Annotated in this window: 21 protein-coding genes; all 21 read right to left on the bottom strand. The window is 36.8% G+C overall.

The window, feature by feature from the left end; genetic code table 11:
• Positions 1–83 precede the first annotated feature (83 nt).
• On the bottom strand, positions 84–1,643 hold the full coding sequence (rny, locus tag ACZ5N5_RS16435; RefSeq protein WP_109984393.1) for a ribonuclease Y: 1,560 nt from the start codon (positions 1,641–1,643) through the stop codon (positions 84–86).
• 352 nt (positions 1,644–1,995) lie between these two features.
• Positions 1,996–3,039 carry a recombinase RecA gene (gene recA / locus ACZ5N5_RS16440; RefSeq protein WP_109984394.1) on the bottom strand — a complete coding sequence of 348 codons (1,044 nt, stop codon included), beginning with the start codon at positions 3,037–3,039 and terminating at the stop codon, positions 1,996–1,998.
• Between the two features lie 203 nt (positions 3,040–3,242).
• Positions 3,243–4,493: a competence/damage-inducible protein A gene (locus ACZ5N5_RS16445; RefSeq protein WP_464372789.1), complete on the bottom strand. Its 1,251-nt coding sequence runs from the start codon at positions 4,491–4,493 to the stop codon at positions 3,243–3,245.
• Positions 4,490–5,068 carry a CDP-diacylglycerol--glycerol-3-phosphate 3-phosphatidyltransferase gene (gene pgsA, locus ACZ5N5_RS16450; RefSeq protein WP_054788856.1) on the bottom strand — a complete coding sequence of 193 codons (579 nt, stop codon included), beginning with the start codon at positions 5,066–5,068 and terminating at the stop codon, positions 4,490–4,492. Before pgsA ends, ACZ5N5_RS16445 begins: the two co-directional genes overlap by 4 nt.
• 84 nt (positions 5,069–5,152) lie before the next feature.
• Positions 5,153–6,073 (bottom strand): RodZ domain-containing protein, encoded by a 921-nt coding sequence (locus ACZ5N5_RS16455; protein WP_464372790.1) that lies wholly within the window; start codon positions 6,071–6,073, stop codon positions 5,153–5,155.
• A gap of 311 nt (positions 6,074–6,384) precedes the next feature.
• On the bottom strand, positions 6,385–6,642 hold the full coding sequence (locus tag ACZ5N5_RS16460; protein WP_054788857.1) for a DUF3243 family protein: 258 nt from the start codon (positions 6,640–6,642) through the stop codon (positions 6,385–6,387).
• Positions 6,643–6,728: 86 nt separating this feature from the next.
• Positions 6,729–7,445, bottom strand: a complete 717-nt coding sequence (gene ymfI, locus ACZ5N5_RS16465; RefSeq protein ID WP_054788866.1) for an elongation factor P 5-aminopentanone reductase — start codon at positions 7,443–7,445, stop codon at positions 6,729–6,731.
• A 10-nt stretch (positions 7,446–7,455) separates the two neighbouring features.
• A complete protein-coding gene (gene yfmH / locus ACZ5N5_RS16470; RefSeq protein WP_277677869.1) occupies positions 7,456–8,739 on the bottom strand; it encodes an EF-P 5-aminopentanol modification-associated protein YfmH in 1,284 nt (427 codons plus the stop codon).
• The gene (gene yfmF / locus ACZ5N5_RS16475) at positions 8,729–10,003 is read right to left on the bottom strand and encodes an EF-P 5-aminopentanol modification-associated protein YfmF (RefSeq protein ID WP_464372791.1); all 1,275 of its coding nucleotides are present in this window, start codon (positions 10,001–10,003) and stop codon (positions 8,729–8,731) included. Before yfmF ends, yfmH begins: the two co-directional genes overlap by 11 nt.
• Positions 10,004–10,263: 260 nt before the next feature.
• Entirely contained in the window at positions 10,264–10,986 is a 723-nt protein-coding gene (locus tag ACZ5N5_RS16480; protein ID WP_109984398.1) for a GntR family transcriptional regulator, read from the bottom strand.
• A gap of 89 nt (positions 10,987–11,075) precedes the next feature.
• Positions 11,076–13,364, bottom strand: coding sequence for an FtsK/SpoIIIE family DNA translocase (locus ACZ5N5_RS16485; protein WP_109984399.1), 2,289 nt, complete (start codon positions 13,362–13,364; stop codon positions 11,076–11,078).
• A gap of 155 nt (positions 13,365–13,519) precedes the next feature.
• Complete coding sequence (locus tag ACZ5N5_RS16490; protein WP_245902311.1) at positions 13,520–13,741, bottom strand: YlzJ-like family protein; 222 nt, start codon at positions 13,739–13,741, stop codon at positions 13,520–13,522.
• Positions 13,741–14,460, bottom strand: a complete 720-nt coding sequence (locus ACZ5N5_RS16495; protein ID WP_054788859.1) for a ClpP family protease — start codon at positions 14,458–14,460, stop codon at positions 13,741–13,743. Before ACZ5N5_RS16495 ends, ACZ5N5_RS16490 begins: the two co-directional genes overlap by 1 nt.
• Positions 14,461–14,571: 111 nt before the next feature.
• Positions 14,572–15,444 (bottom strand): 4-hydroxy-tetrahydrodipicolinate synthase, encoded by an 873-nt coding sequence (gene dapA / locus ACZ5N5_RS16500; RefSeq protein WP_464372792.1) that lies wholly within the window; start codon positions 15,442–15,444, stop codon positions 14,572–14,574.
• 102 nt (positions 15,445–15,546) lie between these two features.
• A complete protein-coding gene (gene dapG, locus ACZ5N5_RS16505; RefSeq protein WP_342767745.1) occupies positions 15,547–16,761 on the bottom strand; it encodes an aspartate kinase in 1,215 nt (404 codons plus the stop codon).
• A 27-nt stretch (positions 16,762–16,788) separates the two neighbouring features.
• Positions 16,789–17,832 (bottom strand): aspartate-semialdehyde dehydrogenase, encoded by a 1,044-nt coding sequence (gene asd / locus ACZ5N5_RS16510; RefSeq protein ID WP_464367998.1) that lies wholly within the window; start codon positions 17,830–17,832, stop codon positions 16,789–16,791.
• A 93-nt stretch (positions 17,833–17,925) separates the two neighbouring features.
• Positions 17,926–18,516, bottom strand: a complete 591-nt coding sequence (locus tag ACZ5N5_RS16515; RefSeq protein ID WP_054859694.1) for a dipicolinate synthase subunit B — start codon at positions 18,514–18,516, stop codon at positions 17,926–17,928.
• Between the two features lie 154 nt (positions 18,517–18,670).
• Entirely contained in the window at positions 18,671–19,546 is an 876-nt protein-coding gene (gene dpaA / locus ACZ5N5_RS16520; RefSeq protein ID WP_109984403.1) for a dipicolinic acid synthetase subunit A, read from the bottom strand.
• A gap of 195 nt (positions 19,547–19,741) precedes the next feature.
• On the bottom strand, positions 19,742–19,975 hold the full coding sequence (locus ACZ5N5_RS16525; RefSeq protein WP_109984404.1) for a YlmC/YmxH family sporulation protein: 234 nt from the start codon (positions 19,973–19,975) through the stop codon (positions 19,742–19,744).
• A 27-nt stretch (positions 19,976–20,002) separates the two neighbouring features.
• Positions 20,003–21,217 (bottom strand): M16 family metallopeptidase, encoded by a 1,215-nt coding sequence (locus ACZ5N5_RS16530; protein WP_464367997.1) that lies wholly within the window; start codon positions 21,215–21,217, stop codon positions 20,003–20,005.
• 147 nt (positions 21,218–21,364) lie between these two features.
• Positions 21,365–23,473, bottom strand: coding sequence for a polyribonucleotide nucleotidyltransferase (gene pnp, locus ACZ5N5_RS16535; protein WP_277677864.1), 2,109 nt, complete (start codon positions 23,471–23,473; stop codon positions 21,365–21,367).
• Positions 23,474–23,539: the final 66 nt, after the last annotated feature.

Genomic DNA, 23,539 nt, shown 5'->3' on the forward strand with positions numbered 1-23,539 from the left:
GAACTCCATTTAGAATTTGATATTCTTAATGGATGTTCGGATATTTTGGTTAGCTTCATTCATTTGGCTCATGGCTCAAATAATTATTTCGCGTATTCTACGGATCTTGTCTCACGGATGACGGTTACCTTGATATGACCAGGATAATCTAATTCATCCTCGATTCGTTTACGAATATCTCTTGCAATCTTCGTTGCCTCTAAATCATCAATTTCATCTGGTTTAACAATAATGCGAATTTCTCTACCGGCTTGAATAGCAAATGATTTCTCCACTCCATCATATGATTCAGAGATTTCTTCTAATTTTTCTAAACGTTTAATATAATTCTCGAGAGTCTCACTTCTCGCTCCTGGTCGAGCAGCAGAAAGTGCGTCAGCGGCTGCAACAATAACAGAAATAGTAGATGTTGCTTCTTCATCACCATGATGGGAAGCAATGGCATTGATTACCACTTCATTTTCTTTATATTTACTTGCTAATTCCTTTCCAATTTCCACATGACTACCTTCCACCTCATGGTCGATTGCTTTACCGATGTCATGCAATAGTCCAGCACGCTTTGCTAAGGTTTGATCTTCACCTAGTTCCGCCGCTAACAATCCAGACAAGTAAGCTACTTCAGTAGAATGTTTTAATACATTTTGTCCATAGCTTGTACGATATTTTAGTCGACCAAGGATTTTCACAAGGTCTGGATGAAGTCCATGAACACCGACTTCAAAGGTTGTTTGTTCTCCGTAATCACGGATATATTCATCCACTTCACGGCGGGATTTATCTACCATTTCTTCAATTCTCGCAGGGTGTATACGTCCATCCTGAACCAATTTCTCTAATGCAATTCTAGCAATTTCACGACGTATAGGATCAAAACCTGATAAAATAACCGCTTCTGGAGTATCATCAATAATAAGATCTATCCCTGTTAGTGTTTCAAGTGTTCGAATATTTCGACCTTCACGACCTATAATTCGACCTTTCATCTCATCATTTGGAAGATTCACAACGGAAACAGTTGTCTCAGCAACATGATCTGCAGCACAGCGTTGAAGTGCGAGCGATAAAATATTTTTCGCTTTTTTATCCGCTTCTTCTTTTGCCTTATTTTCAGCTTCTTTAATAATTAAAGCTGATTCATGTGTTACTTCCTCTTCAACTCGCTGTAAAATAATTTGTTTCGCTTGATCAGTGGTATAGCCTGAAATTCGTTCCAATTCTGTTTGTTGCTCGCGTAACATTTCTCCAACTTTGCTTTCCATTTCTTCAATTTGTTGTTGTTTTTCTGTTAGCGAACCTTCTTTCTTCTCTAACAATAACTCACGCTTATCTAATGTTTGATCTTTTCGATTAAGATTCTCTTCCTTTTGCATGAGACGACTTTCAAGCTTCTGTATTTCCACGCGTCGTTCACGAAGCTCTTGTTCTGCTTGCTGGCGAAATTTGTGATTCTCATCTTTTGCCTCTAATAAAGCCTCTTTTTTCGCTACTTCAGCATTTTTATTGCCTTCTTCGACAATTTGTTTAGCTAATTGCTCTGCACTCGAAATCTTCTTCTCAGCAATTGTCTTTCGAATCAGATAACCAACAACAATACCGACAAATGTAAGCAAAATGGAGATGATAATGCTTAAGGGTTCCATACTTTCACCTCCTCTTGCTATAAACTTGTACAACTTTTTTAAGTCGGCATGTACAATGAATACTCATTTAAATTTAAATTGTATAACAATTATAATTATACATTCTAATTTTAATCCTCTATATTATAGTTGTCAAGGATTGTAAAATTTTAGTGAGTAAAAATGGAACGCTTTCATCATTTGAATAATAGTCTTTTTCGATCCACCTTCTTCTAAAAGTAGTAGAATTGGAAAAAGAGTTGAAGACAAGTCATTTTATTAATTTCCCTAATAAAATGAAGCTTTTCCTCAACTCTATCACTTTTTATGAACGTAAGCTAACATGAAAACTCTCAATGATGGTAGGCTCGTATTATTCTTTTTCTAGCAGTTCTTGTTGTTCTTCTGACATATCACTCACTGGTACTTCTTCATCTAAATTATAATGTGTTCTAATTGCTAACTGAATTTCGTTGGCAATGTCAGGATTTTCCTTTAGGAATTGCTTTGCGTTTTCCCTACCCTGTCCAAGTCGTTCTTCATTATAGGAGTACCATGCACCACTTTTCAATACAATATCTAAATCAGAGCCTATATCGAGAATTTCACCCTCTTTTGATATTCCTTCACCGTACATAATATCAACTTCAGCTTGTTTAAATGGAGGGGCTACTTTATTTTTCACTACTTTAATTCTAGTTTTATTCCCTACCATATCATTTCCTACTTTAAGCGTTTCTGCTCTTCGAACCTCTAGTCGAACAGAAGAGTAGAATTTAAGTGCTCTACCACCTGGGGTTGTTTCAGGGTTACCAAACATAACTCCTACTTTTTCACGGATTTGGTTAATAAAAATAGCCGTTGTTTTAGATTTATTAATAGCTCCAGACAATTTTCTTAGAGCCTGGGACATTAAACGAGCTTGAAGACCAACGTGAGAATCTCCCATTTCACCTTCAATTTCTGCTTTTGGAACTAATGCCGCAACAGAGTCAATGACGAGCATATCGATTGCACCACTGCGCACTAATGCCTCCGCAATCTCCAATGCTTGTTCTCCGGTATCTGGCTGAGATAGTAATAACTCATCTACATTAACTCCTAATTTTTTCGCATAGACAGGATCTAAAGCATGCTCAGCATCGATAAATGCTGCCTGTCCACCATTTCTTTGTGCCTCTGCAATAGCATGAAGGGAAACAGTCGTTTTACCTGACGATTCAGGACCGTAAATTTCTACTACTCTACCTCTAGGATAACCACCTACGCCTAAAGCCACATCTAATGCAATCGAACCACTAGAAACAGTTGCTACTCTTTGTTCAGCTCGTTCCCCTAATTTCATAATCGACCCTTTACCAAATTGTTTCTCTATTTGTTTCAAAGCCATATCTAAAGCTTGTTTTCTATCGCTCAACGTAATTCCTCCTTTAATCTACTAGTACTATCTTACACTGTTTTACTTTCGATTACAAGCAAAAAGACGAATAAATGTTCCCTTTTTTTCTACCCTTTATTTTGCTAATAAATCTTGTTTCTTCTTCAATAAAAGAGCATTTTTTCTAACAACAAGGTTGGAAAAAATGCTTTTTATATGAAAAAAATTTATGATAAGAGACTTTATTCCTTTAATAATTGAAATAATAATTCCAATCCTTTTTTTACTACTCGACGCTGAATGGTCTCTCGATCACCATTAAAATGGAATAAGTATGTATGACACTGATCGGTTGGATCACAAATGCTTATATAAACAGTACCTACTTTTTTTCCTTCAATTGAATCTGGTCCAGCAACACCGGTAAAGCTTATTCCTATATCTGATAAATAATGTTTTTTTACTTGTTGAGCCATGGCTTCTGCACATGCTTCACTAACCGTACCATGGTCCTCGATCAGATCCTGTGAAATGCCAAGTACCTTTTCCTTTATAACTGGTTGATAAACGGTTGCACTACCTTGAAAAACAGAAGAAGAGCCTTCCCGCTTTACTATTGCGGCAGAAAAAGCACCACCAGTCAAGCTTTCCGCACTTGCCAGGGTTAGTCCTTTCCCTTTTAGCAAACCGAATATTTTCTGATCCAACGTCACTTCATCATGACCATATAGAAAATCTCCAACAATACTAGCTATCTTTTGCTCTAATTCGTCTATCAATTTTTCCGCTAACTCTTTTGACTCGGCTTTTGCCGATAATCTTAATCCAACTTCTCCTTCTGTTGCTAATGGTGCAATCGTTGGATTGGTTTGATTCGAAATTAATAATTGCAACTCGTGCTCTAGCTGTGATTCACCGATTCCGATAAATCGAAGCATACGAGAATATATAATGGATTTAGTCGGATAAAGCTGTTCTATGTATGGGAGAATATGTTCGCTCATAATAGCTTTCATTTCTCGTGGAACACCTGGCATAAAGATCCAATAAGTATCCTGATATTCTTGAACGATCCCAGGTGCGATACCTACAGAATTATTAAAAACGGTTGAACCTTCGAACACACGTGCTTGCTTTCGGTTATTTGGAGACATAGACTTTTGACTATTTGAGAAAAACTGATGAATTTGATCCATCGTTTTTTTATCCTCGACAATTTTTAAGCCAGTCATTTTTTGAAAAGCTTCTCTCGTCAGATCATCCTCAGTTGGTCCTAGACCTCCTGTAATGAATACAATGTCCGATCGATTAGCAGCCGTTTGAAACACTGCTGCTAATCGATCAAGGTTGTCTCCAACTACACTATGGTAAAAAACAGATACACCTCTACTCGCCAGTTTTTCAGACATCCATGCAGCATTGGAGTTCACAATCTGACCAAGTAATAGCTCTGTACCAACAGAAATGATTTCAGCTTTTGGTTCCTTAATCACTTAGATTCCTCCATCACATGCCAATTTTTCACGAAGTATTCGATCCCTGAAATAACGGTAATGACAAGTGCTGCATATAACAAAATATCTCCAACTGAAAAGGCTAGTGCATTAAATGGAATATTATTTAACAATAAAACAATAATCGCTACCATTTGTAGTACTGTTTTAAGCTTTCCTAGTTTACCAGCAGCAAGTACTATTCCTTCACCAGCAGCGACTAATCGCAATCCTGTAACGGCAAATTCACGACTGATGATAATAATCACTACCCATGCAGGTGCGGAGCCTAAATCAATCAGTAAAATAAAAGCAGCTGATACTAATAATTTGTCTGCCAAAGGATCTAAAAATTTCCCTAAATTTGTTACTAATTGATACTTTCTCGCGTAATATCCATCAAGCCAATCAGTAGCCGCAGCCACTGCAAAGATAACTAATGCGACAAATTGTACAACGGAAAGCTCTGTATCATTTATCGTCCAACTTCCCCATTCAAAGGGGTAGGATAATAATAGAATAAAGATTGGGATAAGCATGATTCGTGAAATGGTTATTTTATTTGGGACATTCATCTATCGTTCCTCACTTTCCTTCTTTTCATGTGTAAAAATACCCTCCTTAAGCTGCAAAGAGGGTATAAATCATACCTGTTTGTATTAATTTTCATTATTTGATGAAACTGATTCCTTTTGAATATCAATCCACATTTTTTGAACTTGTGTAGTATTACCTAATTCTTCGGATAACTCCACAGGCTCTCCATTAATTTCGATTTGGATAGAGTTAGGTTCACCAAACCTTAAATACACTTGTGAGAAATCAGTAATATCAATACTTTCTGGGCTATTTTCGGTGGTTAATGTGGAATAATAAAAGCTTTCTCCATCCTGGTTTTCCACTTCTAACCAGTTTTGTCCTTCTGTTGAGATTACTAATTCCAGCTCTTCTTCTGTTGTAACTAGCGTGTAATTGGATTCATTATTTGCAAAACTATCTAAAGTAATGTCCGTTGAAGGCTCTTGATCTGTAGACTGCTCTTCCTCGTCTATTTCTTCCTCACTCTTTTCCGTATCTTCCACCTTCTCTTCCCCTTCTGTAGGATTCTTTGGTGGTAATTGAACTTGATTGCCTGCTCCATTATCAGATTCCGTTTGTTCCATATTCGCCCCTTTATCATCTCCATCAAAATATCCTTGGCTAAATAACCATACAACAAAAGCGATACCGATCAAAAGAACTACAACAATTACGGTTGGTAAAAAAGAGAAAATAACTGGTGCTTTAGTAGTCGAACTGTTCTTTTTACTACTATTCACCCGTGATAAAACGACCTTCTCCTCTTGATCAAATGGTAAATCGTGATGGTATTCTTCCATTAATTGTTCTGCATCTAAGCCTAAAGTCGTAGCATATTCTTTGATAAATGCGCGCACATAAAAAGAACCAGGCATCACATTAAATCGTTCCTGTTCGATTGCACTTAAGTAACGTGTTTGAATTTTTGTTTGCTTTTGAATGTCATTTAATGACAAATTTTTCATTTCCCGCTCTTGTTTTAGTCGTTCTCCAATTCCCATTTTAACACCATCCATCAATCATTTATCTAATTAAAATCACATCGATTTTATGTATATATAGCAAATTTGCACGAATAATTTTCTATTTAATGAATTTCCTATTCAAGAAAAAAATAACTTAATCATATCATATCTTAATTTTTGCCAGTTGAAAAGAGAAATCATATAGAATATTTCAAAAGATGCATTTTGTGGAGGTTTGTTCTTTTTTGTTTGAATGTATCGAACAAAAAATATAGGATTTTAAAACAAATAATGAAAAAGCCTTATAAAACATTTTCGTTTTATAAGGCTTAAAGTCTTGATCTTTTTTATTGTGACCCTTCGTTTTGAACGAGTTTTACCATGATATTAGCAATTGCGTGCTGTTCCTTTTCGTCAGCAGCATTCCATAAATCACGCAAAATTCGTTCTTGGTCGTTTTTGGCTTGAACTTCTGTTGATAAGTAATTACCTATATCATACGCAATATCGTTGATGGCTTGATTACTTATACCTTTGCTTTGAGCATCATGCAATCGATCACCTAAGAAATCTTTCCATGATTCAAAATTATCCATCACAGACATGTCCATTCCTCCTTTTTTAGCATACACCTATATATTTCGATATTTTGAAAAAATTATGCATACAAAAAAGTTTTTTCTGACACATTTCACCAGCCGCCATTTACGCGAATAATTTCACCAGTGATATAGCTTGCCTTATCACTAAGGATAAATTCGACTACTTTTGCAATTTCTTCTGGTTGGCCAGGTCTCTGTAATGGAATCTCTTCAAAAATCACCTGTTGATCACTTAGTTCAATCTCCTGATTCATTTTCGTGTCAATAAAACCAGGACTTACACCATTTACACGAATCCCACTTGGGCCAACTTCTTTCGCAAGTGCTTGGATAAAGGAGTTTTGACTACCTTTCACGGTAGAATAGACCACTTCACAGCTCGCTCCAACTTCTCCCCATATGGAAGTAATTAGCACAATTTGGCCATACTTCTGATGAAGCATAAATGGCAGTAAATGTTTTGAAATAGCTAAAGGAGCCTTAACATGTAAATGGATCATCTCATCCAACTCATCATTAGGAACTTCTTGTAATAAACCGATATGTGCCCTACCGCTAGCTATCACAAGATGATCAATGTCATCAGGTAATCGAGATAAGAAATATGCCAAGCCGTCACTTTGAGATAAATCGGCTTGAATAACATCGAGTAGCTGAGAATCCTCTAACTTTTCGATTAGCTCATCCATCTTTTGTTGATTACAGTGATAATGTAGAACGAATTGAAAACCATCACTTGCTAACTGAAGCGTAATGGCACTGCCGATATCTCCGCTAGCACCGATTACCACACATTTCTTTTCCATCATCTCTTTATTACTTCTCTCCCACATAACAGACTGAAATCCGTCTTTCGTCGATCCATTTTTGTATAAATTTATCTAAATCCTGATAAGTTAAAGCCTCTAACCATTCTATACTGTCAAAAAAGTCAATACCGAGCATCTGATAGTGTGTATATTGATTGGCTATAAATTCTAGTGAGTTTAAAGATCGTAGCAATTGTCCATGCTTTTTTCTTTTTATTCTTTCGAAGGTGGTATCATCCATTTTTTGATTTTTGATATTTAGTAATTCCTCTTTCACCACTTGTGCTAAGCGTTCTGGTTTATGAGAATTTCCACCAATAATGGAGAATCCAAAATTCCGTTCCAAATGGGATTCATAACTAAACGACTGATCAATTAATCCTTCTTCATATAGCTTCTCATAGACAATACCACTCTTAGAAAATAAATAATCCATGATAATATCCATTAACCATTCTTTTTCCATAAAGGTCTTTGGATCTTTTGGGATATCCTTTTCTTTCAAACCGATTAATGCTTTCGGAACCTGAACAGGCATTGTAATTCTTAGTTCGTGTTCTGCTACCTCCTCTTGCTCATCAGGAAACTTTCGTGTAATTGGCTCAGGTTCTTTGAAGGATTTTTGTGTTTGATTGTCTTTCATTTGCTTCATTATTTCTTCTGGCTCAACATTTCCTGCGATGAACAATATCATATTATTCGGGTGGTAAAACGTATGGTAGCATGTATAAAGATCCTCTTTTGTTATCTTTTCAATTGAGTCCACCGTTCCCGCTATATCTATTTGGACCGGATGTTCTTTATACATACTCTTTATGGTGCCGAAGAACGCTCGCCAATCCGGTTGGTCATCGTACATCTTGATTTCTTGTGCGATAATTCCTTTTTCTTTTTCAACGGATTGCTCGGAAAAATATGGATCCTGAACAAAATTAACAAGTATGCCAAGGTTTTCCTTAACACGAGAGGTTGCTGAAAATAAATAGGCAGTCTTTGTAAAGGAAGTAAATGCATTAGCAGATGCACCTAGCTTGGAAAAATCCTGAAAAACATCCCGGTCTTCTTTCTCAAAAAGCTTATGTTCCAAAAAATGAGCAATACCATCTGGTACTTTAATTAAATCCTTTTGATCAATCGGTACAAATGATTGGTCAATAGAGCCATAGTTGGTTGTAAAAATAGCAAATGTTTTAGCCATTTCTGTTTTTGGCAGGATACATACTTTTAGGCCGTTCTCTAGGACTTCCGTATAAATCGTCTCATCTATTTGATCATAATATTTATTTTTCATCTGGCTTTGCCCCCTCACTTGTTAGCAAAAAGATCTTATCAAGTTGAATCTGATTAGCGACTTTGACAATTTGATCACGGGTTACGCTCTGAACTTCCTCAATAAGTTCAGTAATTGTTTTGTTTGATTTAGCTAGCACCTTTTGATAGGTTAACTCAATCATTCCTTGAGGATTATCCAATGTTTCTCTTAGTTGATTGATGGTCATTTCCTTCGTCTCAGCTATCTGGTCATCTGAAAAATCCCCTTTTCTCATCTGTTCCATTTGTTCGAGAATAATCTCACGTGCTTTTTCGTATTGATCTGGAGCAATTCCGCTAAAGACAAATAATAAACCTTTATGGCTTTCGATTCTAGAAGCAGCATAATAAGCCAAGCTATGCTTTTCTCTTACATTCAAAAATAACTTTGAATTCGGGAAGCCACCAAACAATCCATTAAACACATGAAGCGTCGCATAATCCTTGTCATCATAGGTTATGTTGGTGCGATAACCTAGATGTAATTTAGCTTGTTGGATTTGATCATATTCAATTAAAGTAGCTTCTTCTTTAGTCGCCACATTAATCGACGTCTTCTCCATTTCTACTTGCTGTTTTCTTTGGAGTAATTTCTCAAGAATTGGTTCGACATCAAGACCATCCAAATCACCTACCACAAAAACATCTAAACGGTCTTCCTGAAGCATTTGTTGATAATAATCATAGAGGACGCTTGGTGTTATTTCCTCTAAGTCTTCTTCATAACCATGAACACGTAGTTGGTACGGTTCCTGTTCGCACATTTCCTCGATTAATCTGGTGTTCGCATAACTCATTTTATCTTCTGTTAATGCGATCATTTTATTTTTTAATGTTTGCTTTTCGCGTTCCACTAATTTTGGATCAAATGCTCCATCTACCACTCTTGGCTGATAAACAATTTCCTCGAGGAGCGTGAGAGCTTTCGTCAGTAGATTCTCTTGATTTTTAATATAGCGTTGATTGGCTAACTCAAGCCGAACTGTTAAAATATTATGTTCCCCTTTTTTACTGCTATCAATATGTAAAACGGCACCATATAACTCATCTAGCTTTTGTCGAAGCTGAATCGCTGTCGGATAGTTTTTCGTACCTTGTTGAAGTAAATAAGGTAATAATGCACGTTTCGTCACTTTATCTCTGGATAAATTCGTGACAAATTTAAATGACAGATTGATGGTTTTAAACTTTTTTGTCGGCAATAAATGTAAATCATATCCTTGTTTCTTTATCCTTTTTTCCATCTTCTCTTACTCCTTTATTTTAGATTTCCTCCTTTTGAAATAGTGACTAAGGAGATTGTAAGCTTCCATTTATCACAATGCTAACTTTCGCAAAACTCCAAAATAAAGGTAGCATCGTGTAGAATGAAGTTTTTTCAAACAACAATAGGGTGTTCTCTGGACGTCTCCCTTTATTTTATCTATGTATACAAAATATTATGCTCCTAAAAGGAAGGAAAAGATCTGGTGAATTCGTACACCAGATCTCTATTCATAAGTTATTACATTCTTTTCCTTAAGACGTAAAAGCTAAACACATCTGCACGGAAGAAATTAGCGGAAAAAAGCACTGGTTCGTTTTCCTTTGTATAATGCATTTGACGTAATAAAAGGATTGCTTGGTCTGGCTCACAATTTAATAATGGTGAAATCTTCTCATGGTATCCAATTGGTTCAATATAGGCTACCGCAGAATCGATATCTTTCTTTGCATATGTCTTTAGTGAGGTAAAAATGGATTCTTGTGAATGAATTAATTCTAATGGTAATAATTTGTGATCCAGTTTATCAATACAGTATACAACCGGTTCTCCATCCGCTGTTCGAAGCCGCTCTAGCTTAGCAAACGTGTCAATATCTAAGGGGTCAAATCGTTTTCGATCCTCATCAGTTGGTTTAGTGAGCTCTGCAGAAATATATTGTACTCCGGGTTTTTTCCCAGATTGCATGATCATTTCCGTCACACTCCCCAATTGTTCAATACCTGAGGAAAGAATTGGTTTACTATGAACAAAAACACCTACACCTGGCCTTCGAATAAGGATATTCTCTTGTTCCAATATAGTGATCGCTTCTTGTACATCTGTTCGCGTTACACCAAACTGTTGTGCTAGTTCGTATTCTGAAGGAAGTTTTTCTTTTTCTTTATAGTATCCTTCTTCTATAAGTGATTTAATCCTTTGTAGTACAGTACTAAATGATCCATTATTAGTATTAGATAGCATAGTTTCCCCCAACCATTCTATATCCAATTTAGAATTATTATTACTATCCAATATACCATTTTTAAATATATTAATAAAGATATTTTCGTTTAATCTTGTACTGTTGTTGAATTTTCACTAGCACTTTGCAGTACAGTTCTCGGCTTTGATCCTTCATACGGTCCGACAACCCCTCTTTGTTCCATAGCATCGATTAATCGTGCGGCTCTTGTATACCCGACTCGGAACCTTCTTTGTAGCATGGATACACTAGCACTTTGCATCTCAATTACTAGTGCAACAGCTTCTGGATATAAATCGTCATCTACTTCATCTACTACTTCATTTTCTTCTTCTGGGATCATTTCTTCCTGGTATTGTGCCTTTTGCTGCTCAATACAATGATCCACTACTCTTTCTACTTCATCATCTGATAGAAAAGCACCTTGAATACGTACTGGTTTCGACAGTCCTACAGGAATAAATAGCATATCACCACGACCTAATAGCTTTTCCGCTCCACCAGAATCTAATATCGTGCGTGAATCCGTTTGTGATGATACACTAAACGCTATTCTTGATGGAATATTTGCCTTAATCACACCCGTAATTACATCAACAGATGGTCTCTGGGTTGCAATGACTAAATGAATACCAGCAGCCCTCGCCATTTGCGCAAGTCGAGTAATCGCATCCTCTACATCATTGGAGGCAACCATCATTAAATCTGCTAGCTCATCTACAATCACAACAATATATGGCAATAGGGGTTGATCATCATCTGTATCTCGATTGTGTCTTATAATATAGTCATTATAGCCTTCCAGATTTCTCGTTCCTGTCTCAGAAAATAAATCATATCTCCTCTCCATTTCTGCGACTATCTTCTTCAAAGCTCTAGATGCTTTTTTTGGGTCTGTTACAACAGGTGATAGTAAATGTGGGATTCCATTATAAACATTTAGTTCTACTTTTTTAGGGTCGATCATCATCATTTTCACTTCATGTGGCTTAGCATACATGAGAATACTTGTGATCATGCCATTGATACAAACACTTTTACCACTACCGGTAGCTCCAGCTACTAAGAGGTGTGGCATTTTATTCAATTCAGCAACAACTGGTTCCCCTGATATATCCTTGCCTAACGCAAATGCAAGCTTATTTTGAGAAAGAGATTTCTTCGATTCTAATACTTCTCTTAAAGTAACCATTGCCGTTTCCTCATTAGGAACTTCGATACCAACAGCTGATTTTCCAGGGATAGGCGCTTCAATCCTAATATCCTTTGCAGCTAAAGCTAACGCTAGATCATCATGTAGTCCGACAATTTTACTAACCTTTACTCCTGCCTCTGGATATACCTCATATTTCGTTACAGATGGGCCGACATGCACCTTTGTAACTCTAGCCTTAACCCCGAAGCTTTGGAATGTTTTTTCCAGCTTTCGGACAACTCTTTGAATATGTGATTTTTCTTGTTGCTTCCCACCATGTTTAGGGGATTCTAGAATGTTGATTGGTGGTAATTGGTAATCCTCGTTTTCATAATTAGCCATTGGCAATGCATCTGTTGATATATCTATTTCCTCTTCATCTGTTTCTTGTTGAATTGCTTGTATAGGTGTTTCTTGAGTTGCTTCTACGATTTCCTCTTCCGCTGTTAATTCATTAGAGGAATAGGCAATGGATGGGAAATCCTCGATCACCTCTTGAGCTTCCTCTTCTTCCTTTTCTTGATTTTTTTGTCGCTTTCCATCTTTTTTCTTTTGGATCGTTTCCTTTATTCCATTCCATTTCTTTTGGCTAAATTGTTTCATACTATCTAATACTTTCCTGATTAAATCCCCCATGGAGAAATTAGCAAATAACATGATCCCAATAACCATCATAAAAATAGCAGAGATCTTTGCGCCAATATTCGAAAATAGAAAGTAGGTAATGGATAATAGAAAGGCACCTACCATTCCACCACCTAAATATTCAGCGGACCTTTCGTCTCTTATGTATTCGACAATAAAGCTAAAGCTTTGACGCAAAATCGATGGATATTGATTATTCGGATATATCGCTTCAAATGTCTGTATATGGCTAATAAGTAGGATGCCAGCAAGGACGATATAGGTACTTAGCCACTTTCTTGTTGTAAGAATTGGCATTTTTCGTTTTGCCATCAAATAAATACCGATAAAGAAAAATAAAATCGATACAACAAAATACCAATACCCAAAGAAAAAGCGGAAGATGTTTTCTAATAATGCAGACACGGCACCTTCACGGATCATGGCTGCACCACTTCCGAAAATGGCTAAAAAGATAAATAATAATCCATACAATTCGATTTTTATATTTACTTTTAAGGATTGTTTCTTCTTACGTCTTTTTTTCTTACGAGCCATTCTCTCCACTCCTAAATAGTACTAGCTTAATAGAATGTAAATGCTAGACAGTATAGTTCTTCCTTTAACTAGAAGCAACCCTTGCCATATTATTTGAGGCAAGGGCTTTGTTATACTCATTATAGCATAAACTTGTTTACAGAACGAACATTCTCTCAAGAAATTATAGAATTGCCTTTGATAATAGAACCTGGACTGAATTCAGCTAGTAAGAAATCATTTGGATCAGTTGACAACAACTGTACAAGTCTCATATCACCATTATCTAATTTTTCCATTAAACATTGTTTATTTTTATAAGTAATACATTGATATTTTTGATGTTCGCTTACTTCTACCGGATACATATCCTCATAACTAAGTGGCGTATAATGCATTATTGCACCAACTCCTTCGGTCCTTTGTTTTGGTCGATTAACTCATTTAATTTACTCATCGCGCCACTTATCCCGCCAACTTCATTAATTAATCCATATTTCACGGCATCTTTTCCGACAACATTTGTTCCAATATCACGAGTTAAGTTCCCCTTATCAAACATTAACTCTTTAAATTTCTCTTCCTCAATATTGGAATGAGTGGTAACAAATTGAATGACTCTTTCTTGCATTTTGTCAATGTATTCAAAGGTTTGGGGTACACCAATGACAAGGCCTGTTAAACGGATAGGATGTATCGTCATCGTGGCAGATGGCGCAATAAAAGAATAATCCGTGGCAACAGCAATCGGAACCCCAATCGAATGTCCGCCACCTAATACTACGGAGACAGTTGGCTTTGACAAGGATGCAATCATTTCAGATAAAGCAAGTCCAGCCTCTACATCTCCCCCAACTGTATTAAGAACTACGACCAATCCTTCAATCTTTGGATTTTGTTCCACGGCTATAATCTGTGGAATAAGGTGTTCATATTTCGTTGTTTTATTTTGAGGGGGTAATTGGATATGTCCCTCAACTTGTCCAATAATAGAAAGGACATGAATATTCGAATCAGGTGCATTCGGTACACTGGCTTGACCTAATTGCTGTATTTTGTCAACTAAGGATGATGTCTGATTATCTTTTCCTTTTGTTTCTTCTTTCTCATTTTGCATCAAAAAAACCCCTTTCCTTATACTATTCATTAGTATAAACAAGGGGGTTATTTTCATACGAGTATCGAACAAAAGGATAAGAAGCTTCCCGACTAAGTGTCGTTCTGCCCTTTATTGAATGGATTCCAACACTCGAAACAAAGTTTGTTCCTCTAAGGCGGACAGTGGAACTAGAGGCAGTCTTACGGAGCCTACATCTATCCCATTCTTTGCAAGGGCAGCCTTAACAGGTGATGGAGAAGGCGCCATAAACAATGCTTTCATTACTGGCAATAACTCTCTGTGTAAATCAGCTGCTTTTTTGACCTTTCCTGATTCATATAAGGAAATCATTTGTTTCATTTGTGTACCGATGATGTGGGAGGATACAGAAACCACTCCTGCACCACCAATAGATAAAATTGGCAACGTCATACTGTCATCACCACTATAAACAGTAAAACCTTCACTTGCATGTTCGAGTACAGCAACAATCGCGTCCAAGTCTCCACTTGAATCTTTTACAGAAACAATATTATCAATTTGCGAAAGTGCTATTATCGTATCTGCATTTAAATTCACTACCGATCTTGATGGTATATTGTAGAGCATAATCGGGAGGGGGGTTTCCTTTGCAATAGCTGCAAAATGATGATATAAGCCCTCCTGACTAGGCTTATTATAGTATGGAGAAACTAACAAAAAAGCATCTACACCGATTTGTTCTACTTCTTTCGTTAACTCAATAGAAGCTTTTGTGTTATTGTTTCCTGTTCCAGCAATAATCGGGATTCGTCTATTTACTACTTTAACTACATGTTCAAATAATGTTAGCTTTTCCTTGTGTGAAAGGGTTGGAGATTCACCAGTAGTTCCACAAACGATTAAACCATCTGTTCCATTTTCGAGTAAATGCTCGATAATTTCCGTTGTTTTTTTGAGATCTAGTTGATTGTTTTGATCAAATGGTGTAACCATTGCGGTAAGTAATCTTCCAAAATCCATCTCATCCTACTCCCTTCCCATTCCTTCTAGTTCTTGCTTATACAAACAGTGGGATCTCCCTTATTCATAATTAGGTAAGATCTATCAAAATGCATCTTCAGATTATTTCTTAGTAGCATCTAATTGAAAAGCAACATGCAAGGCATTGATGGCTGTTTCCAGTTGTTCACTTTTCACTAATACCCAAATGGTTCGATGACTATCTGCCGATTGGAAAATGGGGATATGATGTTTTGTTAAAGTTTGGACGATTTTCGATGTGACTCCAGGTAAACCTGACATCCCTGCACCAACTAAAGAAATTTTAGCACAATTTTTGTTTAGTACAGGATCTAATCCAAGCTCTTCTAAAACTTGCATCGCTTTTTTCTCGTACTGATCAAGGATCGTGTAGGTAACTCCACTTGGTGAAATATTAATAAAATCAACAGAAATACCAGCATCAGCCATTGCCTTAAATACTTTTACATGCAACTGCTCTGGTTCATTTGGTGCTTCTACTTTTATTTGTGTTAAGTGATCCACATAAGCAATCCCTGTAACAAACTGGTCTCTTACTTCATTGTGCTCATTGCCCATTTCTGTTGTTGTAATGAGCGTACCTTCTTCTGTTGTTAATGTGGATCGAACACGAATTGGTATATTTGCTTGCATTGCTATTTCTACTGCTCGCGGATGAATAACTTTTGCTCCTTGATAGGCTAGATTACAAACTTCCGTATAACTTACTTTTTCCAGCTTGCGTGCAGTTGTTACCATTCTCGGATCTGCTGTCATAATACCATTAACATCAGAAAAAATATCGACATATTCTGCCTTTAAAGCAGCCGCTAGTGCTGTGGCAGAGGTGTCACTTCCCCCTCTGCCGATAGTGGTAGTTTCAAATTGGTCTGTTCTTCCTTGAAATCCTGCTACGACAACAACCTGATGTTGGTACAACAATGATTGAAGATTCTTCGTATTCACTTCCTTAATTTGTGCATTAGTAAATTCACTAGTTGTTACAATTCCAGCTTGAGCACCAGTAATAGCCATTGAATGAATGTCTTGCTGTAAAAGCTCATTGGAAAAAACAACTGCTGAAATGGTTTCACCACAAGACAGTAGCATATCTTTTTCCTTAGGAGACAGACTTGTAGACTGTTCTCCAATTAAATGTAGTAAAGAATCTGTTGCATATGGATCTGGATATCTTCCCATTGCTGATACGACTACTACTACTTTTTTTTCATCTTCTACAGCACGCTTAACATGCTGAATGGCTAAATTTCGAACATTTTTATCACGTACGGAAGTACCTCCGAACTTTTGAACCACAATTTCCAATAGCTACACCTCTAATTTTTAGAGCCAATTATTTTTAATTAATGATTCTGCGATTTGGACAGAATTCCATGCAGCTCCTTTTAGTAAATTATCTGAAACGATCCATAAGTGGAACCCATTGTCATGATCTAAGTCTTTACGGACACGCCCTACAAAGACATCGGCCTTACCTGCTGCAGATAAAGGTGTTGGGTATACCTGATTTGCCGGGTCATCCTCTAGTACGATACCATCTGCTTCTTTGATCGCATTCTGGATATCTTTCACACTAATGTTCGCATCATCTACTTCAATATAAACACTTTCTGCATGTGCAGAGAAGAATGGTAATCTTACACAAGTTGCTGCAACACTAATACTATCATCATGCATGATTTTTTTCGTTTCATTGATCATTTTTACTTCTTCAAATGTATAACCATTGTCCTGAAAAACATCAATTTGTGGTAGGGCATTAAAAGCAATCGGATAATGATGCTTTTCTCCACCCACAGGGAGGATTTCAGGATTCAACTCTTCTCCATTTAAATATGCTTGCGATTGTGTTTGTAATTCATCGACTGCCTTTGCACCGGCACCTGATACAGCTTGATAGGTTGATACGATAATTCTTGAAAGTCCAAATCTATCTTGAATAGGTTTCAGAGCAGCAACCATTTGAATAGTAGAGCAATTAGGGTTAGCAATGATACCATTATGTTTCTCAATGTCATTCTCATTTACCTCTGGAACTACAAGTGGAACATCTGGGTCCATTCGGAAGGCACTAGTATTATCCACCACTACTGCGCCTCTTTTTACTGCTTCATGAGCAAGCTGCTTGGAAACAGATCCCCCTGCTGAAAACAAGGCAATTTGTATTCCTTCAAAGCTTTCTGGAGTAGCCTCTTTAACCATGTAGGTTTCTCCTTTAAATTCTACTTCCTTTCCAGCAGAACGTTTTGAAGAAAGCAAATGTAATTCATTTATTGGAAAGTTTTTCTTTTTAAGTGTTTCTAGCATTTTTTCTCCAACTGCACCAGTAGCACCTACTACTGCAACATTATACCCTTTTGTAGTCATTACGATATGTCCCCTTCCCTATATGTGCATGTTTTTTGATATTCTTCCCTATTTTAACATAATCAGCGGCATACTTTAATTATTTCATCATATTTATTCATTTCTTGCAATAATAACTGGTTGTATTTGTTTAAATTCTAAAGCAGTTTCAATCGTTTCAGCTATTTGAGTCATATCTGCAACTAAGGAGTTTGGTTTTTTGATAGGATCATCCTGACCAAAGGGTACAAAATAAATAAGTTTTGTTGCCATTAATCGCATGAGATTAACGCCATTTAATCCTAATGCATCATTTGTAGACACTGCTAAAACGACAGGTTTTCCATTTCTAATAGTTGCTTTCGTTGCCATCAACACGGCTGAATCCGTAATCGCATTGGCAAGACGACTCATCGAGTTTCCTGTTAATGGAGCTAGAACCATGCAATCTAACGGCTCTTTTGGCCCTAATGGTTCTGCGTCTACTATACTTGCAACCGGCTCACGTCCTGTTATTTCCCTTAGTTTATTCATATGATCATCAGCTTTCCCAAATTTCGTATCTGTCTCTTTAAACGTATTGGAAACAACTGGTACAATCTCGGCACCTAATGCTATTAATTTTTCGATTTCAGGAAAGACTGCGGCATAGGTACAATGAGACCCAGTTAAGCCAAACCCAATTTTTTTACCTTTCAAATCCACCATTATGATTACCTCCTATAAGTCAATGTTACATGGTGACGAAGCTACAAAAAGTGCTTGCTCACGATTTTATTAGTGCTAATGCCCATTATATGTTCCTTGTGTTCCATCGGTGACTTAAAGGTAGGCACTGGTTGTGTTTAAAAGATATGTTTCAACTTGTTTCTTCTAACAGTTTTTCAATCGTATTGGCTAATATTTCACCAGCAGTTTTAGGTGCCACTAATCCCGGCAGGCCGAGTGCGTGAATAGCTTGCATGCCTCTTTTTTTGGCGAAATTGAAATCAATTCCACCCGGCTTCGATGCAAGGTCAATAATTAAAGCATTACTGGACATTCTTTCTAGTATCGCTTCATCAACTACTAATGCTGGAATTGTATTGATTAATATTTCACATGAAGCAATTGCTTTTGCACTGTCTTTTATGGAGCAGGTTTCATATCCCTGTTCATATGCTCGAGAAAGTTCTGTTTCGCTTCTTGAAACAACGGTAACGTTAGCTCCAAGGCCTGAAAATGTTTTGGCTGTCGTTTTTCCTACTCTACCAAAACCATAAACAAAGACATTTGCATGATGTATGGTTATATCGGTATGTTTTATAGCTAGCATAATTGCTCCTTCAGCTGTTGGTATGGAATTATAAATCGCAATATCATCGCGTTCCATCAATTTAGTTAAATAAAGATTTTCACACCATGAATCTAATGTTTGGTTTGAAATTCCTGTAAAGACGATACAATGCTTCGGTAATTTCTGAAACCATTCCTTAGATAATTGTATTTTGCGATTAGAAAATACAGCTTCCACAAAGCCTTTATCATCAATCCCGGTTATTGGTAAAACAATCGCATCATATATAGAAGGGTTCAGCTCGTCGATCAAAGCTTGGCGTACCCCTGTATAACTTTGTTCCACTTTTTCAAAACCTACGATCTCTATATCTAACCATTCCCATTTATGGAGAGCATGTATCAATGGTAAGTATCTCGCATCACCACCAATAATGGCCATTTTCTTTTTCTTTTGCATTCTTTCACCTCACCAGTCAAAATTCGTCCATCTAACTTATTTTATGATTTTGATTTTTAGAAGTGCTTCTCACCTAGCCTATTAGGCCTGTTCCCTTAAGAATAAGCAAAAGCCCAATAAGATTCACTTATTGAGTGAATGACTTTATTGGGCGTGCTATCTTCCTATAAAGATCGTTATCTCCCAAGGATTGACTTAATCTGTTTCTACAATAATCATGTCATCTCCGATTTTCTTTATTTGTTTCCAATTAATTCTTGAGTACACTTCTGATTTCTTGAAACCAAACATGCGGTATTGAGGAACAGTGAAGCTTAATATTTGACCGGTTTTCTCATCAATTTCAAGATCTGTTTGACCTAGCACTCCCAATCTAGTTCCTGTTGACAGATCGATCAATTCCTTATTACTCAAATCATGAAATCGCATCAACTCACCTCATATTGTTGATTTTATTTATTTCGGTATTATAACAGCACTGCTCGGCCTTGATAATGATAGACGATCAATTAAGTCAACTATTTCCGTAATCTCGACTTGATCGATGTCTTGTATAACATCCTCCATCGTATCGTGATTTTTTAACAGAAGTTCATTTCTTGCATTTCGACTCATCTTACTATTGGTGCTCTCCAAGCTCATCAAATACATACCTTTTAATTGCTGCTTACTATTGGTGAATTCTTTATTCGTTATACCATTTGCCATAATATCTTCTAATATTCTATTGATCATTTCACGAACCATTTCTAATTGATTAGGGGAAGTCCCTGCATATATTGTTAGAAGACCTGAATCAATAAATGCGCTATGAAAGGAATAGATAGTATAGGCCATGCCATGCTCTTCCCTAATTTCCTGAAAAAGCCGTGAACTCATACTCCCACCCAAAATATTATTAAAGATTAACAGAGGATAAATCTGGTCACTTTTGGCATTAACTCCTTCAAAGCCTAAACATAAATGGCTCTGCTCCGTGTCTTTTCTTTTAGAAACCGTTTCTGGAAAAAAGATTGGCTTTGTAACATTCTGGCTAGTTGACTCTACTTCGTTAAAAGTGAATAATTTCTCGATTTCGTAAATGAAGGATGCCTCTATATTGCCAACAATGGAAATAACCATATTCTCTGGTTGATAATGCTGCTTGTAGAACGCAAATAAATCATTTTGAGAAAAATGTGTGATCGTGTCCTTTGTTCCTAGAATTGGATAGGATAATGGATGGTGCTGATAAGTGGATGTCGCTAAGTAATCATGTATAATATCGTCCGGAGTGTCTTCTGTCATACTGATTTCTTCTAAAATCACTTTCTTTTCGCGCATAATTTCGTTTTCATCAAACACGGAATGCATCACCATATCAGCTAAAATATCCATAGCAACATCGATATGCTCATCGAGAACTTTTGCATATAGACAGGTATATTCTTTGGAGGTAAATGCATTAATTTCGCCTCCAATTGCATCAAAGGCTTCTGCAATATATTTTGCATGATATTTTTTTGTACCTTTAAATAACATATGCTCAATAAAGTGTGATATACCATTCATTTGTTTACTTTCATTTCTTGATCCCGTTTTAATCCATATTCCAATCGTGATGGACCTTACTGTATTCATTGGCTCTAATACAATTCTTAAGCCATTATTACATGTATGTCGATATAACAATCCCTAATCCCCCTGACTACTTCACCTCTTGGTTGGCAACTGCTCGGACATATTTAAAGCCATAGTAGTTTTTCTCATCGATATCTCATTTGCTAAAATATATCCTTCATAATGAAAAAAGAAACTGGTTTGCCAGCTTCTTCTTTCCTATTGATTCTTTTCTTTTTGTTCCATTAACACGGCTTTGCGAGATAAATTAATTCTTCCCTGACGATCAATTTCTTTCACTTTTACCATAATCTGATCACCAATAGCGACAACATCTTCCACTTTTCCAATTCTCTCCTCAGCAAGCTCTGAAATGTGAACAAGTCCTTCTTTGCCTTTAAATAGCTCAACAAATGCTCCGAACTTTTCAATACGTTTGACTGTTCCTAAGTACATTTGGCCAACTTCTACTTCTCTCACAATATCTTCGATAATTTTCTGTGCTTTTTTATTCATTTCCGTGTCAGCAGAAGAAATGAAAATGTGACCATCCTGCTCAATATCGATTTTAACGCCTGTTTCTTCAATGATTTGATTAATTTGTTTTCCACTTGGCCCTATGACATCTCGAATCTTGTCTGGATTAATATCCATCGTTAGGATCTTTGGAGCATAGTTAGATAGCTCATTCTTCGGTTCACTGATTGTTTCTAGCATATGGGATAAAATATGCATGCGTCCTTTTTTCGCTTGAGTTAGGGCTTCCTCTAGAATTTCTTTTGATAACCCTTCAATTTTGATATCCATTTGTAAGGCTGTAACACCTTTTTCCGTACCAGCTACTTTAAAGTCCATATCGCCCAAAAAGTCTTCCATCCCTTGAATATCTGTTAAGATCGTATAATCATCTCCCGACTTTACAAGTCCCATTGCAATACCAGCAACAGGGGCTTTGATCGGTACTCCTGCATCCATCATGGCTAGTGTACTAGCACAAATACTTGCCTGAGAAGTGGAGCCATTAGATTCTAAGACCTCAGATACGAGACGAATCGTATATGGGAAATCTTTTTCATCTGGTACAACGACTTCCAGTGCCCTTTCTCCTAATGCACCATGTCCGATTTCACGACGCCCTGGTCCACGAATCGGTCCTGTTTCACCGACACTAAATGAAGGGAAATTATAATGATGCATAAACCGCTTGGACTCTTCTGCATCCAGTCCATCTAAGATTTGAACATCTCCAAGTGCCCCTAGTGTACAAATGCTGAGAGCTTGTGTTTGTCCTCTTGTAAATAATCCAGAACCATGCGTCCTTGGTAATACACCAATGCGGGAGGATAATGGACGAATTTCGTCAATCTTACGACCATCTGGTCTCACTTTTTCTTTTGTAATAAGACGACGTACTTCTTCTTTTACAATTTTATCTAAAACATTGGATACTTGCTTTAATTTTTCATCATCTGCCTCTTCTTCTTGATAGGAAGCAGTGATTTTTCCCTTCACTTGATTAATGGCCTCTTCACGCGCATGTTTCTCCTGCACTTGAATAGCTTCAAGTAGAGGTTTTTTGGCTTTCTCTTCTACTTCAGACACCACCGCTTGGTCTAGCTCAAATAAAGTAACTTCCATTTTTTCTACAGCCATTGCTTGAATAATTTCTTCTTGAAAAGCTACTAGTCGTTTAATTTCTTCATGCCCAAACATAATTGCTTCTAACATAATTTCTTCTGGTACTTCATCAGCACCAGCTTCTACCATGTTAATCGCATCTTTTGTCCCAGCTACGGTTAAATCAATATCACTTTTTTCTCTTTCTTCTAATGTTGGATTGATGACGAATTCACCATCGACTCGACCAATTACTACTCCTGCAATTGGGCCTCCGAATGGAATATCAGAAATTCCAAGTGCTAAGGATGAACCAATCATTGCAGCCATCTCAGATGGTAAGTTTTGATCCACACTCATTACTGTACTAATTACTTGTACTTCATTTCGAAAACCATCAGGAAAAAGTGGTCGAATGGGACGGTCAATTAGCCTTGAAGCTAAAATAGCTTTTTCACTAGGTCTACCTTCTCTTTTAATAAATCCACCAGGAATCTTTCCAACAGCATATAATCGTTCTTCATAATTAACGGTTAAAGGAAAGAAAGGTAAATCCTTCGGTTCCTTCGAAGCGGTAGCTGTAGCTAATACAGCTGTATCACCATAGTGAACCATACAAGCACCATTAGCTTGTTTAGCGAGTTCACCAATTTCTACTCGAAAGCTTTGACCAGCAATCTCTGTAGTAAATACTCTTTTTTCATCTACCATTATGTATCGTACTCCTCTCAAAAAAGCATGAAGCTTTTTCAGACTATCAAAATTAGATAAGAACTA

It is taken from the genome of Gracilibacillus sp. JCM 18966, assembly GCF_055392695.1.